Genomic DNA, 14,737 nt, shown 5'->3' on the forward strand with positions numbered 1-14,737 from the left:
CGGGTCAGATCCGTTCGGGTGCCTTCCAGTCCTTGATCAGGTCGGCGAACTCGATTTCGGCGAAGTCCTGGTATTCGCCTGCATCGTAGAAGCGGCCGTAGCAACCCTTGCAGCTCTCGAACCAGATATGCGGCTGCAGCGGATCGACCATGCGGATCAATGGGCGTTCGCCGATGCAGGCGGGGCAGGTGATCCGGTCGATCCGATTGTACTGCTCCCCCTGCGCCGGATCGCCGATGTCGATCTCTTCCGCGCGGTCCTTCAGCGTCTCGTGATCCACCATTTCGAACCACAGGCCCTTGCACTGCGTGCAGCGATGGACGTTGGCTTGGGGGATGGTGATCAGTTCCATCGTGCCTTGGCACTTGGGGCATTGCATGGGTGTCATCTCGGCCGGGTCGGGTCGCGGGATTCTACCGCGGCCTTCCTGGCCTGCCACCGCCTGCGGACGCTCAGAGCCGTAGGGGCTCGACGTCGACCTTCGACATCAGCCGCCTGGTGAAATAGCTGTCCTGGTAGTAGCGCACCTTGCGGCACAGGATGGGGTGGGCGAGGCCTTCGTACAGCACGATCTCCTTTTCCGGTCCCATCGCCTTGAGTTCCTGTGGCAGCATCAGGGCGCGCTTCTCCAGCACCTCGTTGTCGGATACGTTGCGCCCCTGGCCATGCGAGCGCGTGCGAGCACGCCGCCGGATGGTGGTGTAGCCGAGCATCTCCGAGTAGTCGTTCGCGTCCTGTTGTTCGCGCGGCGCATAGATGATTTGCAGCGCGTGATTGGTGATGATGGTGCGCGAGACCTCTTTACCGTAGACGGCATCCAGCTGCGCCATCGACTGGATGATCGGCAGCAGGCGAAGGTTGTAGCCCGCCATGTACGCGACCGCCTTAGCGATGATGTCCACCTTGCCTATCGCGGTGAACTCATCCATCAGCAGCAGGCACTGGTGCTTGAGCGAAGCATCGTTCTGGGGCAACACCTTCGTGTTGACGTTGATCAGTTGGCTGAAGAACAGGTTCACGATGAGCCGGCTCTCCGCCAGCTTGTTGGGTTGGATGCCGACATAGATCGTCATCCGGCGCCTGCGCACATCGTCGAGGCGGAAATCATCGGCGCTGGTGGCGGCGTCAAGCACAGGATTGAGCCAGGGATTCAGTGGCTCGCGGAACGAGCCGATGATGGAGGCGAAGGTGACGTCGGCCTGTGAGAGCAATCCAGCGAACGCGGTCTGCGCGTGGCTGCTGAGGAAGGGCGCCTGTACCAGCTTCTGCAGGTAGGGTTTGAGTTCGCCGCCGTCTCCCGAGGCCAGGCGCAGCACGGCGCCCAGCGTCGGCGGCTCCGCGCTGCGGTCATGGTCGTGCCGTTCGAACAGATACAGCGAGAAGGCCAGGAACGCATTGCGCGCCTGGCTGACCCAGAACTTGTCCTTGTCGTCGGCATCGGGGTAGAGCATCGCCGCGATGCTCTGCAGGTCCGATACCCGGAACGCGGGATCCGGCGAGACATACGTCATCGGATTCCAGCGATGCGTGCGCCTGTCCTCCGCGAACGGATTGAACAGGTACACCTCATGGCCGATCGACTGTCGCCAGCCGGAGGTCAGGTCGAAGTTTTCCTGCTTGATGTCCAGCACCACGGCCGACTCGCGATAGTCCAGCAGGTTGGGGATCACTACGCCGACACCCTTGCCCGAACGGGTGGGCGCCGCGAGGATCACGAACTGCTGTCCCGGAAGCCTCAGCAGCTTGCCGTTCAACTGGCCGACAACGATGCCGTCGTCCCGGTTTCCGAGGAAGCCTTTCCTCGCCACGTCGACCATGCCGGCGAAACGGGCGCGGCCATGCAGGTTGCGATGGCTGCGCAGCTTGAACAGCATCACCACCAGTGCTGCCCATGCCAGCAGCATCAATCCGCCGCCGATGCCGCCCGCTGCCTTGATCCGCCATGCGTAAGGCTGCACGCGGGGGTGGTCGAGATGCTTCAGATAGTCGAAATAGGTACCGAAGCGCAGCAGGTCGCCGTCCATGCCGAGGAACAGCAGCGCCAGGTAGCCGGAAAGATAGACCGCCGCCGTGGCGGCCAGTACCGCCAGGACCAGTGCGGTCAGAACGCGAACATTGCCCAAACATCCCCCTTTGAAACCGCGTCATGACAGTTGGACGCGATTGCCTGCTTCGTGGCGTGCCTCAGCGGCCGCCGTCCTCATGCTTGCCATCCATCCGGCTTTCCCCGGTGTCGATCAACACGTACTGATCGTTCTTCTTCCAGCGTGGCAGTCCTTCCTGAAGCTTCAGGCAGGGCGTGCCGCCGCAAGATGTGATGGTCACCTGTTGCAGCGCTTCGAGCACCTCGGCATCCACATGCGCGCGCTCGGCGCGGCCGATGTTGTGCCAGGCTGCGTAACCGGTGCCGGCGACGAGCAGAAGGCAGCCCGCAGACAGGATCCCCAACGACTTCCATCCCAGGAAGCCTACGCGCCGGGATAGCGCCGCCTGTTCTCGCTGCAGATGGTCGGCGACCTGCTTCAGGCGGGTAGCGGTGTCGCCGATATCCTGCGTGGCACGCGGAATTTCCTGCGACAGGGCGTCGCGTACCGCAATGCGTGCCTGCTCCGACATCTCGCGTTTGCCTTCCTCGATGGTGTTCCTCACGACGATGGCGGAACCCTGCAGTTCCTGAGCGGACGCATGCTGTGCGGCGGAGGCTTTTTCGCATTGTTGCGTGAGGTGCGCTGCCAGCAGTGCCGCGTTGGCAATGAATTCTTCCATCTTCGCCGATTCCATAATGCTCCCTGCATCCCGTCGCATATCACGGCGGAAGAATGACGCGATACGCATCCGTGTTTCAAGCGGGTGTGAGTGCTCATGTAGTTCGTGTGACGTATGCGCACGAAGACGGCTGGAAATGTGAAAGTCACACTCATTCATCGCGGTGAAGATGCGCTTCACGTGACTCTGTGACCAGATCGAACCTTTAACGCGCATCTTCACATTCGTGATCGAACAAATATCTTCGACTTCATCGTCCTGCAATAAATGGCTTGTTTTATGGGCTTTACGCTCATCGACATATGGTCAATGTGATTTCTGTAAACAGATTTACTTCCAATGTTGGTTGACGACACAAAATCTCGTGGCTATGTTCGGCGCGAAGGTCGTGATGCAGTACCGGATCTGATGTGCAACGCGCATCAACGCGTGCATGAAGACCAAAGGAGCGGAAGAGCATGGATGCCATTACAGGGGGTAATGCACGGGCGCATGTTCCGTGCACGGCGACGACCGCGGAAGATCTGCGGCCCCGGGCGCGTTGTGGCGCGCTTTGCCACCCGGAGACATTCATCAGTGCCGTGACGCACTCCCCAGGGAGCGCGCATCGGGTGTGTGTTGCCGACGATTGCAGGATGGTGGATGCGTGAGCCGGAACGTCGTTATTCGCGGTGTGATGTTGTCGTCGATGTTGATGGTGCCTTTGATTGTGGCTGGATGCGCCGCACCCAGGGCGGCGGATATAGGTGGCCGCTGGAGGCCCGTCAACCGCTTCGCGGAAGCGCCGCAGGCCATTCCCCTGCAGCAGGGCTACGTGTACCAGGCGTCGCCCGTCGATGGAACATTGAAGAGCATGCTCGGTCGCTGGGCGAAGGATGCACGCCTCACGCTGGCGTACCTGCATCCGAATGACTACACACTGTACGCGCCCGTGGCGCAGATCAGCACGGGCAGTCTCGAGGATGCGGCGGCGCAACTGTCCGCGGCCTATGCGTCGCAAGGCGTCCGGGTAGTGGTCGAGCGCCCGCGGATCATCGTGAGCCAGGCCTCGCAGGTCGCAACGGATCCCGCGCCGGCCGCGGCCATGGACGAATAGGGTTACGGGCCGCAAGTATGTTCTCCAGGAAGAAGACATCGTCCCCTGATATCGACCGCGCTGTAGCGCAGGGCGTCAGTTTCGAGTTGACGCTGGCGGAGCGTGCGCGCAAGAGCGAGCGTCGCGCATGGCTGGTGGCGTGGTCGGCCATCGTGATGTCGCTGATCCTGGCGGGTGGATACTTCCTGTTCCTGCCGCTCAAGGAGAAAGTGCCGTACCTGGTGATGGCCGACCCGTATACCGGTACGGCCAGCGTGGCGCGGCTGTCGGGGAATTTCCAGGATCGCGACGTCACCACCGAGGAAGCGATCAACAAGAGCAATGTGGCGCAGTTCGTCCTCGCCCGCGAGTCCTACGATTCCGGTCTGATAGGTCAGCGCAACTGGCGCACGACACTGTCGATGGCGGGACCCGCGGTCGCACCGGCGTACATCGCGCTGCATTCGGAGAGCAACCCCGAGCGTCCGTTCCGCCTGTATGGCGCGTCCAGTTCCGTGCGCGCGCGGATCCTCAGCATCGTCCTGATCGGGGGTGGCGCGGGTACCCGGCCCACGGGTGCGACGGTGCGGTTCCAGCGCAGCCTGTACGACAAGGGACGTGGCCAGGTACAGCCGCTGGATAGCCGGATCGCGACGCTGGAGTTCACCTACAACCCCGACCTCCGCCTGGGCGAAGAGGACCGGCTGCTGAATCCCCTTGGATTCCGCGTCACCAACTATCGCGTGGATGACGACTTCGCTGCGGCGACCGTACCGGAGCGGGAGTTTCCTGCGCCGCCCGCCGCGCCGGCGCCACCTTCGCAGCCGGTTGTGGCACCCGCCGCGGATCCTGCTACCGCCGGGGTCGACGGAGCCGTCGCCGCACCCAGCGAGAACGACGTATCGACAGTGCCGCAGCCTGCGGAGCAGTCGGAAACCCAGACCGGACCCGGAGTGCCCCAACGATGAGGTGGAAGGACGCGCTGCGTTTGGCCGTCATTGGCCTGTTGCTCACGACATTGCCGGCGATGGCGCAGGTGATCGAGGAGTACACCTACGCACCGGACAAGGTCTACCCGGTGCGTACCGGCCTCGGCATCACGACCCAGATCGAGCTCTCTCCACACGAGGAGATCCTGGACTTCAGCACCGGCTTCAGCGGGGGATGGGACATCACCCGCCGCGGCAATGTGTTCTATCTGAAGCCGAAGAATGTCGACGTGGATACCAACCTGCTGGTACGCACGGCGGCCCACTCCTACATCTTCGAGCTCAAGGTGGTGGCCACGGACTGGCGCGTGCTGGACCAGGCGCGCGCGGCAGGCGTGCAATATCGCATCAAGTTCGCCTACCCCGGTGACACCAGCTTCGCCGGTGCCACCAACAAGCCGCAGGAAGTCGCGCCGGAGCTCAGTACCGACGTCGAGCCGGACCGCGCCTATCACTTCAACTACGACTACGCCCAGCGCAAGCGCGGGCCCACGTGGCTGGTGCCGACGACGGTCTATGACGATCGCCGTTTCACGTACATCCGGATGGGGGACCGCACGCGCTTCCCCAGCGGCAATTTCCCCGTGGTGTTCGCGCGGGACAGCGAGGGGGGTGAAGAGTTCGTCGTCAACTCGACGGTGCAGGACGACACCATCGTCGTGCATGGGACATACCCCTACTTGGTCATCCGCCACGGCGACAACGTGGTCGGCCTGCGCAGGAGCCCGGAACGATGAACCAGACGCCGCACGACCAACCGGACATGGGCGCTGAACGCCCGGCGCCGCAGAATCCTTACCAGACAGCGCGTCCCGCGGTTGATCCCGACCTGGATGCCGGCGCCCCCTACCTGCGCTCGGCCGATGTGCAACGGCTCAACCGCAAGGCGCTGCTGTTCCTGGGTGGTATCGTGTTGCTGTTGCTGCTGGCTGCATTCTGGATATTCAGTAGCGTCGTGTCTGATCCCGATGGTGACGCCTCTAGGAAATTGCCTGGCGAACAGGTCGTAATTCCAGCAGCACCCAAGGACCTGCCGGAGCTGCCGCCCGAGCAACCTGTCATGGTCGCTGAGCCTAGTCTGCCGCCATTGCCCGTCATCGATGATTCACCACCCCCGCCAAGTAGTCTGAGCCTTCAGGGCCCCGCTATCGGAGGATCGAATGAGTTGACCCTGCGGGACCGACGCATCATGGACGGATCAGGGATGGGCGGCGGAGCGTCGGGCCAATCCGGGGCGATGGCTGGCGTGATGTCGCCCGACGAATATGCGCGCCTAATGATGCAAGCTGGTACGGCGCCGGAGGCGACTCCGTCGGTAAAAGCGGAAGACGTGACCAGCGCCAAGCCGCTCTACAACCCCAACACCCTGCTGATCCGTGGCACCTACATCCGCTGCGTGCTCGAATCGCGCGTCATCACGGACGTCCCGGGCTACACGTCCTGCGTAGTGACCGAGCCGGTGTACTCCGTCAACGGCAAGCGCCTGCTGTTGCCGCGTGGCTCGAAGGTCATGGGCAGCTACAACTCCGATGCCATCATCGGCGAGCGCGCGGCCATCGTCTGGGACCGCATCACCACGCCCACGGGCATGGACGTCAACATGCGCAGCCCGGGTACCGACATGCTGGGCGCCGCCGGAAATCCCGGCCATTATTCCGCGCACTGGGCACAGCGCATCTCTTCCGCGCTGCTGATCAGCATGCTGAGTGACGCCTTCAAGTACGCCGGCGCCAAGCATGGTCCCCAGGAAACCTCGATCGTCAACGGCGCCATTGTCCAGAACCCTTACGAGAGCAATACCGCCAGGACCATGGAGCGCCTGGCCAACATGGCGCTGGACCGCAACATGGCGCGCCCGCCGACAGTGACGATCAACCAGGGCACCATCGTCAACGTCTATGTGGCCCGTGATGTCGACTTCTCGGCAGTGATGCGCTGACAGGCGGCACGATGGACACGCAGAACGAACCTCTCGCCCGCGTTTCGAACGAGTTCCTGGACTACCAGTACCAGGTGCTCGGGATCGGCGAGCACATGCATTCCTCGGATGTCACCGAGATCTGCATCAATCGCCCGGGGGAGATCTACCTCGAAACGGCGCGCGCCGGCTGGCTGAAGGCCGACGTACCGACGTTGACGTTCGAGCGGGCGCGGCAGTTCTGCACGTCGGTGGTCAACGAGAGCAACACGGGCCAGCGCATCACGGACATCGATCCGATGGTGTCGCTGACCTTCCCGACCGGCCAGCGCGCCCAGTTCGTGATTCCGCCGGCTTGCGATGCCGGCAAGGTGTCGATCACCATCCGCCTGCCGGCAAAGTTCAGCAAGACCCTTGAGCAGTACGAGCAGGATGGTTTCTTCGACGAGATCCTGGAGCAGCAGCAATCGCTGGGCGACCACGACCAGGAGCTGCTGGAACTGCGGCGCAGCCGCAACTACGCCGAGTTCTTCCGCAAGGCGGTGCACTACCACAAGAACATCGTCGTGGCAGGCGCGACCGGCAGCGGCAAGACGACCTTCATGAAATCGCTGGTGAACCACATCCCCGACCAGGAGCGGTTGGTGACGATCGAGGACGCGCGCGAACTGTTCATCCGGCAACCGAATGTCGTGCACCTGCTCTACTCCAAGGGGGGGCAGAGCGCCAGCAACGTCACTGCCAAGAACTGCATGGAGGCCTGCCTGCGCATGAAGCCTGATCGCATCATCCTGGCGGAGCTGCGCGGCGACGAGTCGTTCTATTTCATCCGGAACTGCGCCTCCGGCCATCCCGGGTCCATTACCAGTTGTCACGCGGGCAGCACGGCGCAGACATGGGATCAACTGGCGCTGATGGTGAAAGCGTCTTCCGAAGGTGCCGGCCTGGAGTTCGAGGTGATCAAGCGTCTGTTGAAGATGACGATCGACATCGTCGTGCACATCAAGGCCCACGCCGGGCGCCGCTACATCACCGGCATCGATTTTGATCCCGCCCGCGCGCTTTCCTGACTGGAGCCCTGCATGGATTCACTGCGCCCGAACCCGTTGATGTCCGCATTGGAGGCGTCCGTGCGAGGAGAATGGCACGCGTCGTCGCAGAAGGACGCGGGCGGTATCCGGCGATGTGTCGGCCCTGCCCGCACGCAGGGAGGAGGGTGAGGCGATGTTGCCTGGCATGGAGCTGATGGGATGCACCGACCTGGCGGTCCCCGCCACGGTCATGCACCACGTGGTGAAGGTCGAATCTTCATTCAATCGCTACGCCATCGGCGTAGTGGGTGGCCGCCTGGCGCGGCAGCCGCGCAATCTGCCGGAAGCCGTGTCTACCGCGAGGATGCTCGAGGCGCGCGGCTACAACTTCTCGCTGGGGCTGGCGCAGGTCAATCGCTACAACCTGGCGCAGCAAGGCCTGGACAGTTACGAGAAGGCGTTCGATGTCTGCCCGAACCTTCGTGCGGGCTCGCGGATCCTGGCTGAATGCTATGCACGATCCGGCCAGGATTGGGGGAAATCCTTCAGCTGCTACTACTCCGGAAATTTCGTCACCGGATACCGGCATGGCTACGTGCAGAAGGTGTTGGCATCCTGGCAACGCCAGCCTGGCGACGACACCGCGCCGGCCATCCCGGTGATCGATCGCACGACGGGGACGCGGCGAAGCGCGGCTGCTCGCACGAACGCCGCAAGCGTACCTTCGTCGCGCGTGGCGCGTCGCATTGAGGAAGCGCGGTCCAATCGAAGCGCCATGCCCGCATCCGCCATGTCCGTGGCGGGGGCGCTCCAGGCACCGCCCGCATCCGCGCCTGCGACAAACGCTGCGCCGGTGATTGCGCAACCGTCGGCCGACGCACCCGTGCTGGTGCAGGCCTATCACCAGAACACAACCGCGACGCCACCGGCGCCGCAGGTCGTGCAGGTATCCGGGAGGGATGACGCTTTCGTCTTCTAGCAGTACCCGCCACGGATGGCTCAACGGCACGCGAAAGTGCCACCCACCATTGCAACCACCATTTGGGGTCGACATATGAACAACACGCACGTTACTCAAGCCAAGCAGGCATCCACCGCCCTGGTCGTGATGATGGCCTCTGCCGTCGCACTGGCATTTCCCGAACTCGCGCTTGCCCAGGACGCCACGGGTGCACAGGGGCGCGTTACCAGTTTCTTCACCAACATAAATTCCCTGCTGAACGTTGCATCCATCGCCATCGTCACCATCGCCGTGATCTTCGCGGGGTACCAGATCGCATTCAATCAGAAGCGTATCGGTGACGTGGCGCCGGTGCTGGTCGGCGGTTTCCTGATCGGTGCTGCGGCGCAGATCGCGAAGATGCTGCTGCCGGACGACGTGACCTCCACGGCCATGGTGGTCGGCCAGATGCTGCTGCAGCATGCATAAGAACGTGCTGTTCAGGGGCTGCACACGCCCGCCCATGTTCATGGGGGTGCCTTACGTGCCTTTCACGATCGGGGCGGGCGGCTGCCTGCTGCTCACGTTCTACTTCAACATGTTCTTCCTGGCCCTGCTGCCGGTGGTCATCTTCATCATGCGGCAGATGGCGCGCCGCGACGAGATGATCTTCCGGCTGCTCGGGCTGCGGTGGCAGTTCCGGACCAAGGTCCGGAACCTCCGTCACCATGAAGGTATGTGGGTTTTCACGCCCAATGCGTACCGCAAGCGTTTCGACGAATCGATCCCGGACTGAACCCATGCTCGCGCCCGACCTGTCCATCGCCGAGTTCATCCCCCTGTCCGCCCATGTGTCGCCGCACGTGGTCAAGACCACGGGTGGCGATTTCCTGCTGACCTGGCGGATGGATGGGCTTCCCTTCGTAGGGCGTGAGGAATGGGAGCTGGAGCATCGACACAACACGTTCAACCGGATGCTGCAGACGTTGCGGGCCCCCGACTTCGTCAACGTTGCGTTCTGGGTACATGACCTGCGGCGCCGCGGACGCGTCCGCTCCGGTGCGCGCTTCGGCCAGACGTTCAATCAGACGCTTTCCGACGGCTACTTCGACGCACTGTCTGCGCAGAAGATCATGCGGAACGAACTGTACCTCACGATGATCTTCCGACCTATCGTGATGGGCAAGAAGTTCGTCGAGAAGTCCGCGAATATCCCTCGCCTGCAGGCCGAGCAGGAGCAGGCCGTGTCCAAGCTGATGGAACTGGCAGGCAATGTGGAGGCGGTGCTGAAGGACTACGCGCCGGTCAGGCTGGGCATGTACGAGTCCGACACGGGTGGCGTTTTCTCCGAGACGCTGGAGTTCTTCGGCTTCGTGCTCAACCGCATCTCGGAGCCTGTCCCGGTACTGCGGGCGCCACTCTACGACTACCTCGCAGTCAGCCGGCACATGTTCTCGTCGAAGACCGGCGACTTCGTGGTCAGTACGCCTGACGGGCAGAACCATTTCGGCGCGATCCTCAACATAAAGGAGTACACGGACGGCACCTGGCCCGGCATTCTCAACGGACTGAAGTACCTCGACTTCGAGTACGTCATCACCCATTCGTTCAGTCCGATGGGGCGACAGGACGCGCTGAAGGTGCTGGACCGCACCAAGGGAATGATGATCTCGTCCGGCGACAAGGCGGTCAGCCAGATCGCGGAACTGGACGGTGCCATGGATCAGGTCGCCTCGGGCAACTTCGTGCTGGGCGAGTATCACTTCATCATGACCCTGTATGCGGAGGATCAGGCACGCCTCTCACAGAACGTCGCGGTGGCCCGGGCCGAGCTGTCCAATGCCGGTTTCGTTTCTACCAAGGAGGACCTGGCGGTGTGCTCGTCCTTCTACTCCCAGCTGCCCGGCAACTGGCGCTACCGGACACGGCTGGCGAATGTCAGCTCGCTGAACTTCCTGGGCCTGTCGCCCTTGCACAACTTCGCCACCGGCAAGCGGGACAATAACCCCTGGGGCGAATGCGTCACCGTACTGCAGACCACCAATGGCCAGCCCTATTACTTCAACTTCCACGCTACCCATCCTGCCGAGAATTCGTTGGGGGAGAAAGCGATCGCCAACACCATGGTCATCGGCAAGTCGGGCACCGGCAAGACGGCACTGATCAACTTCCTGCTGAGCCAGGTCCAGAAGTTCGATCCGGTGCCGACCATCTTCTTCTTCGACAAGGATCGTGGCGCGGAGATCTTCGTACGCGCCTGCGGCGGCAACTACCTGGCGCTGGAGAATGGCCAGCCGACCGGCTTCAATCCGTTCCAGTGCGAGCGAACGGATGCCAACGTGCAGTTCCTCGCCGGGTTGATCAAGGTGCTGGCGGCCAAGACGCATTACACCGCCCGTGAGGACGAGGACGTGTTCCGGGCGGTTGAGGCGATGCTCGACATGCCATTCCACCTGCGCTCGATGACCAATTTCCAGAAGAGCCTGCCCAACATGGGCGACGACGGCCTGTACGCGCGCCTGCGCAAGTGGACAGCCGGCAACGCGTTGGGCTGGGTCTTCGACAATCCGGTGGATACCATCGACCTCGACCGGGCTAGCATCATCGGCTTCGATTACACCGACGTCATCGAGAATGCCGAGATCCGCGTGCCGGTGATCAATTACCTGCTGCACCGGCTGGAGGAGCTGATCGACGGGCGTCCGCTCATCTACGTGATGGACGAGTTCTGGAAGATCCTCGACGGTGGTGGCGCGCTCAAGGATTTCGCCAAGAACAAGCAGAAGACGATCCGGAAGCAGAATGGCCTGGGCATCTTCGCCACGCAGAGTCCGGAAGATGCGCTGGCGAGCGACATTTCCGCCGCGCTGATCGAGCAGACCGCCACGCTGATCCTGTTGCCTAATCCCAATGCGTCCCGCGACGACTACATCGATGGCCTGAAGCTGACCGATGCCGAGTTCCAGGTCATCAAGAGCCTGGACGAACGCTCGCGCTGCTTCCTCGTCAAGCAGGGACATGCGTCGACGGTCTGTCAACTCAACCTGCGCGGCATGGATGATGCGCTGGCGGTGATCTCGGCCAGTACCGACAACATCGAGATCATGCACCGGATCGTCGACGAAGAAGCGCAGCGCCTTGAGATCGACAAGGCCGATCTGCTGCCCGAGCAGTGGCTGCCGCGCTTCCAGGAGGAGCGGAAGGGCTCGGGCCGTATGGCCTCCTCCCGATCGCCTCAGGAAAAAAGCGGGAGCAGTAGGCGCGCCTATACCTAGTAAGTCAACTGTCAAGCATGCCGGCAGGCGAGGTCGCCGTGACCCGCTCGGCACAAGGAGAGATGGTCTATGTCTCACGTCAACTCAGCCCACTGCCACTCCGCGCCGAAGCGTCGCCTCGCTTCTGTCATGGCGTTGATCCTGCTCGTACCGTGGGGCGCCACGCAAGCGTCGGGAGTTCCCGTGATCGATGGCGCGCACATCGGCATCAACAAGTTCGCGTGGATCGAGCAGTACAGGCAGATGTATCAAGAGCTGCAGAGGCAGATGGAGCAGTACCGCACGCAGATCCGCGAGCTTGAGCAGAAGTATGTGAACGGACCATCTTTCAATGGTGGATTGGGCTATCGCGAGACATTGTCGGAGCGTGGTCTGAACGACTATGTGGCAGAGCGCTGCGGCACTGGCAGTGGCCTGCGCACAGGTCCAGCACAGCTCAAGAGTATTGCCGAGCGTCAGTTCAAGAACTGTGTCGCGATCATCCAGACAGAGAACACGCGCTACAACGTGATGGTGAGAGTGCTGAAGAATCTTGATGTCAGGGATAGGCAAATGGAGGAACTTAAAAAGCAGGCTGCTGCCGTACCCGCGGATCAACCGGGCGCGCTGGAACGAGTGAAAGCCAACATCGCCCAACTGGAGGCGTACGTTGCTCTTGACATCCAGAACGCGAATACCCTGTTGGATGCCTATGACGCAAGTCTGAAAGCCTTGAACACCGAGCAGGTGTGGCTGGGTCAGGCCGCGTTCAACGGCAAGGGACGTGGCTTGCTGGGTGACGTCGTCCAGTACGGCGCCCTGAAGGGTGCCCTGCAGGTTGCGCGCAGTCGAGAGCGATAGCGTCTGCGTCACCATGACAAGCTGGATCGTGATCAACCATCAAGCACAGGCCCTCACATAAATGGACGTCGGAGCGCTCTCGATCATGGAGGCGGCAGCAGGATGGCTGCCCCTGCATGCGTCATTACCCAACATGGTCTTCTTCCATGAGATCAACGATTTCATCGATGACGAGCTTATCAATGAATACCTGCCAAATCTTGGCCGAAGAGTCATGCGAGTCGTGGGTGGTATCGGGACGATACTCCTTACGCTGTGGATCATGATCCAGGGATATCGGATCGTTACCGGGCAGTCTCGGGAATCCATGCTGGCCCTGGTAGTCAGCTCGCTTCGGGCAACATTCATCGTGGGCATCGCACTGGGCGCCGCCGTTTCCTGGGGTCCGATCTATGAGTCGCTGACGGACGGGCTGACGAAGACCATCAATGAAACGATGACGGGCGAACCGGATGAAGGCGGTGCATATGGAGACATCGACCGAACGCTGGCCATCATGCAGGTTGCGCTGTCCGCCATCGATACGGTAGACAGCAATCACGACATGGTGACCGAGAAGCAGAAAGAAAGGGCGCTGCTTTTCACGGGCGTAGGGTTGGGAGCGCCTGCCATCATGGCGGCAGTGGCGATGATGCTGAACAAAGTTGCGATCGGCCTGGTTATCGCCATGGGGCCGGTCTTCATTCTCTGCCTTCTGTTCGAGCAAACCAAATCACTTTTCCAGAAGTGGCTCATGTACGGAATAGGGACGTTGTTCTCGATGGCATTGCTGACCGTGATGGTCACGCTTGCCTTGGACATGGTTATTGCCGTCGGAACCGCATTCTGGATTACCAGTGCGTTGGGCTTTGGCGGAGAGAACGTTACCAACATGGCCATGCAGCAAGGTGGGCTCGGTTTGATCTTGACCGCGCTCATCGTAAGCGCCCCGCCGATGGCGGCGATGCTGTTTCAGGGAACGCTTGGTCAATTTACGCCCTACAGTGCTTTCCAGCCATTGCAGCAGCCAGGTGCGCCAGGTCAGCCGGGCTATAGCGGAGTAAGCAGCGGGGGACAATCCTCGGCGCAGGTTACCTCGCCATCGCATACCACCTATCCTTCCTCGCATGCAATGAACAAGCAATACAACTAAGGTGGCCGTCGATGATGCGCACAACGATTTCGTTGCTCCTGCTGATGTTCTCGATCCCTTCTTATGCGCAGACCGCGTGTCCACAGGGCGTAGGACCTGGGGATCCACGTTGCGGTCCGGGTGGGGGCGTAGGAGGCGGGTGGGATCTTCCTGCAGGAAAGGTCTATACGCGTTGGAAGACGACATGGGGGGCTTTGGCAGAGGATACCGCTGCCGGGAAAGTTGGCACATCAACGGGTCATTTCAGTCGCGGGGACGCTCGCCGCGAAGCGGTGGGAAAGTGCAAGGCTATCGGTGGCTCGGAATGTAAGTTGATCTTCACTTACAAGAATAGTTGTGCGGCGGTGGCTGATCCGGTCGATGCTGTCAACTCGCCAATGTCTGTAGTTCAGGCTGCGCCGACCATTGAGGACGCTTCCAGGCGGGCCCTTGAGATTTGCTCAAGTAAGAATGGAGGAGGCACCTGCCAAGTGAACTACAGGAACTGCACTGCCCCGGTTCTGATCCACGAGTGATCGATGTGGAGCCCTCATACGCGCCGGCGCCAGCAGCGAATAGCTCTGTCCAGCAGACTCCAATGACCGTTCATAGCCATAGAAGTGCTATCGCCTAGCTCTGTGAGGTTTGCCATGGAATCGAAAGAAGTACTGTTGTTTCTTCTACTTGGCGGGGCATCAGCAGCCAATGCGCAAACAGCCTGCCCCCAGGGTGTGGCGCCAGGTAGCCCTGCTTGCGGTCCGAGTGGTGGAGGGTGGCTTCCACCGCCTCCTC

At 61.7% G+C, this 14,737-nt stretch carries 14 protein-coding genes; 11 read left to right on the plus strand and 3 right to left on the minus strand.

Annotated elements, in window-relative coordinates; all coding sequences use genetic code 11:
• Positions 1-4: 4 nt before the first annotated feature.
• The 3 genes from OY559_RS03305 to OY559_RS03315 all read right to left on the minus strand — a co-directional run bounded on the left by OY559_RS03305 (position 5) and on the right by OY559_RS03315 (position 2,946).
• Positions 5-352 (minus strand): hypothetical protein, encoded by a 348-nt coding sequence (locus OY559_RS03305; protein WP_277728699.1) that lies wholly within the window; start codon positions 350-352, stop codon positions 5-7.
• Between the two features lie 100 nt (positions 353-452).
• A complete protein-coding gene (locus OY559_RS03310) occupies positions 453-2,105 on the minus strand; it encodes a type IV secretory system conjugative DNA transfer family protein (RefSeq protein ID WP_277729902.1) in 1,653 nt (550 codons plus the stop codon).
• Between the two features lie 79 nt (positions 2,106-2,184).
• Positions 2,185-2,946, minus strand: a complete 762-nt coding sequence (locus tag OY559_RS03315; RefSeq protein ID WP_277728700.1) for a hypothetical protein — start codon at positions 2,944-2,946, stop codon at positions 2,185-2,187.
• Positions 2,947-3,460: 514 nt separating this feature from the next.
• Between OY559_RS03315 and OY559_RS03320 the strand changes: the two genes are divergently transcribed.
• From OY559_RS03320 to OY559_RS03370, 11 genes are all read left to right on the plus strand, one after another.
• Positions 3,461-3,862: a hypothetical protein gene (locus tag OY559_RS03320; protein WP_277728701.1), complete on the plus strand. Its 402-nt coding sequence runs from the start codon at positions 3,461-3,463 to the stop codon at positions 3,860-3,862.
• 17 nt (positions 3,863-3,879) lie between these two features.
• Positions 3,880-4,809, plus strand: a complete 930-nt coding sequence (locus OY559_RS03325) for a VirB8 family type IV secretion system protein (RefSeq protein ID WP_277728702.1) — start codon at positions 3,880-3,882, stop codon at positions 4,807-4,809.
• Positions 4,806-5,567 (plus strand): TrbG/VirB9 family P-type conjugative transfer protein, encoded by a 762-nt coding sequence (locus tag OY559_RS03330; protein ID WP_277728703.1) that lies wholly within the window; start codon positions 4,806-4,808, stop codon positions 5,565-5,567. Before OY559_RS03325 ends, OY559_RS03330 begins: the two co-directional genes overlap by 4 nt.
• Complete coding sequence (locus OY559_RS03335) at positions 5,564-6,769, plus strand: TrbI/VirB10 family protein (protein WP_277728704.1); 1,206 nt, start codon at positions 5,564-5,566, stop codon at positions 6,767-6,769. Before OY559_RS03330 ends, OY559_RS03335 begins: the two co-directional genes overlap by 4 nt.
• Positions 6,766-7,818 carry a P-type DNA transfer ATPase VirB11 gene (gene virB11, locus OY559_RS03340; protein WP_277729903.1) on the plus strand — a complete coding sequence of 351 codons (1,053 nt, stop codon included), beginning with the start codon at positions 6,766-6,768 and terminating at the stop codon, positions 7,816-7,818. The genes OY559_RS03335 and virB11 overlap by 4 nt, the downstream gene beginning before the upstream one ends.
• A 154-nt stretch (positions 7,819-7,972) precedes the next feature.
• A complete protein-coding gene (locus OY559_RS03345; protein WP_277728705.1) occupies positions 7,973-8,758 on the plus strand; it encodes a lytic transglycosylase domain-containing protein in 786 nt (261 codons plus the stop codon).
• Positions 8,759-8,833: 75 nt separating this feature from the next.
• Complete coding sequence (locus tag OY559_RS03350) at positions 8,834-9,208, plus strand: TrbC/VirB2 family protein (protein WP_277728706.1); 375 nt, start codon at positions 8,834-8,836, stop codon at positions 9,206-9,208.
• Entirely contained in the window at positions 9,201-9,515 is a 315-nt protein-coding gene (locus OY559_RS03355) for a VirB3 family type IV secretion system protein (protein WP_277728707.1), read from the plus strand. Before OY559_RS03350 ends, OY559_RS03355 begins: the two co-directional genes overlap by 8 nt.
• Positions 9,516-9,519: 4 nt before the next feature.
• Positions 9,520-11,994 (plus strand): VirB4 family type IV secretion/conjugal transfer ATPase, encoded by a 2,475-nt coding sequence (locus tag OY559_RS03360; RefSeq protein WP_277728708.1) that lies wholly within the window; start codon positions 9,520-9,522, stop codon positions 11,992-11,994.
• A 129-nt stretch (positions 11,995-12,123) separates the two neighbouring features.
• Positions 12,124-12,834 carry a type IV secretion system protein gene (locus OY559_RS03365; RefSeq protein WP_277728709.1) on the plus strand — a complete coding sequence of 237 codons (711 nt, stop codon included), beginning with the start codon at positions 12,124-12,126 and terminating at the stop codon, positions 12,832-12,834.
• Positions 12,835-12,919: 85 nt separating this feature from the next.
• The gene (locus OY559_RS03370) at positions 12,920-13,966 is read left to right on the plus strand and encodes a TrbL/VirB6 family protein (RefSeq protein ID WP_277728710.1); all 1,047 of its coding nucleotides are present in this window, start codon (positions 12,920-12,922) and stop codon (positions 13,964-13,966) included.
• Positions 13,967-14,737: the final 771 nt, after the last annotated feature.

Origin of the sequence: Pseudoxanthomonas sp. SE1 (assembly GCF_029542205.1) — a bacterium.
GTDB lineage: Bacteria > Pseudomonadota > Gammaproteobacteria > Xanthomonadales > Xanthomonadaceae > Pseudoxanthomonas_A.

Excerpts from the sequence above, each read along its gene's own strand:
- OY559_RS03305 (WP_277728699.1), bottom strand. The coding sequence starts at position 352 with ATGGAACTGATCACCATCCCCCAAGCCAACGTCCATCGCTGCACGCAG.
- OY559_RS03320 (WP_277728701.1), top strand. The coding sequence starts at position 3,461 with ATGGTGCCTTTGATTGTGGCTGGATGCGCCGCACCCAGGGCGGCGGAT.
- OY559_RS03325 (WP_277728702.1), top strand. The coding sequence starts at position 3,880 with ATGTTCTCCAGGAAGAAGACATCGTCCCCTGATATCGACCGCGCTGTA.
- OY559_RS03330 (WP_277728703.1), top strand. The coding sequence starts at position 4,806 with ATGAGGTGGAAGGACGCGCTGCGTTTGGCCGTCATTGGCCTGTTGCTC.
- OY559_RS03335 (WP_277728704.1), top strand. The coding sequence starts at position 5,564 with ATGAACCAGACGCCGCACGACCAACCGGACATGGGCGCTGAACGCCCG.
- OY559_RS03345 (WP_277728705.1), top strand. The coding sequence starts at position 7,973 with ATGTTGCCTGGCATGGAGCTGATGGGATGCACCGACCTGGCGGTCCCC.
- OY559_RS03350 (WP_277728706.1), top strand. The coding sequence starts at position 8,834 with ATGAACAACACGCACGTTACTCAAGCCAAGCAGGCATCCACCGCCCTG.
- OY559_RS03355 (WP_277728707.1), top strand. The coding sequence starts at position 9,201 with ATGCATAAGAACGTGCTGTTCAGGGGCTGCACACGCCCGCCCATGTTC.
- OY559_RS03360 (WP_277728708.1), top strand. The coding sequence starts at position 9,520 with ATGCTCGCGCCCGACCTGTCCATCGCCGAGTTCATCCCCCTGTCCGCC.
- OY559_RS03365 (WP_277728709.1), top strand. The coding sequence starts at position 12,124 with ATGGCGTTGATCCTGCTCGTACCGTGGGGCGCCACGCAAGCGTCGGGA.
- OY559_RS03370 (WP_277728710.1), top strand. The coding sequence starts at position 12,920 with ATGGAGGCGGCAGCAGGATGGCTGCCCCTGCATGCGTCATTACCCAAC.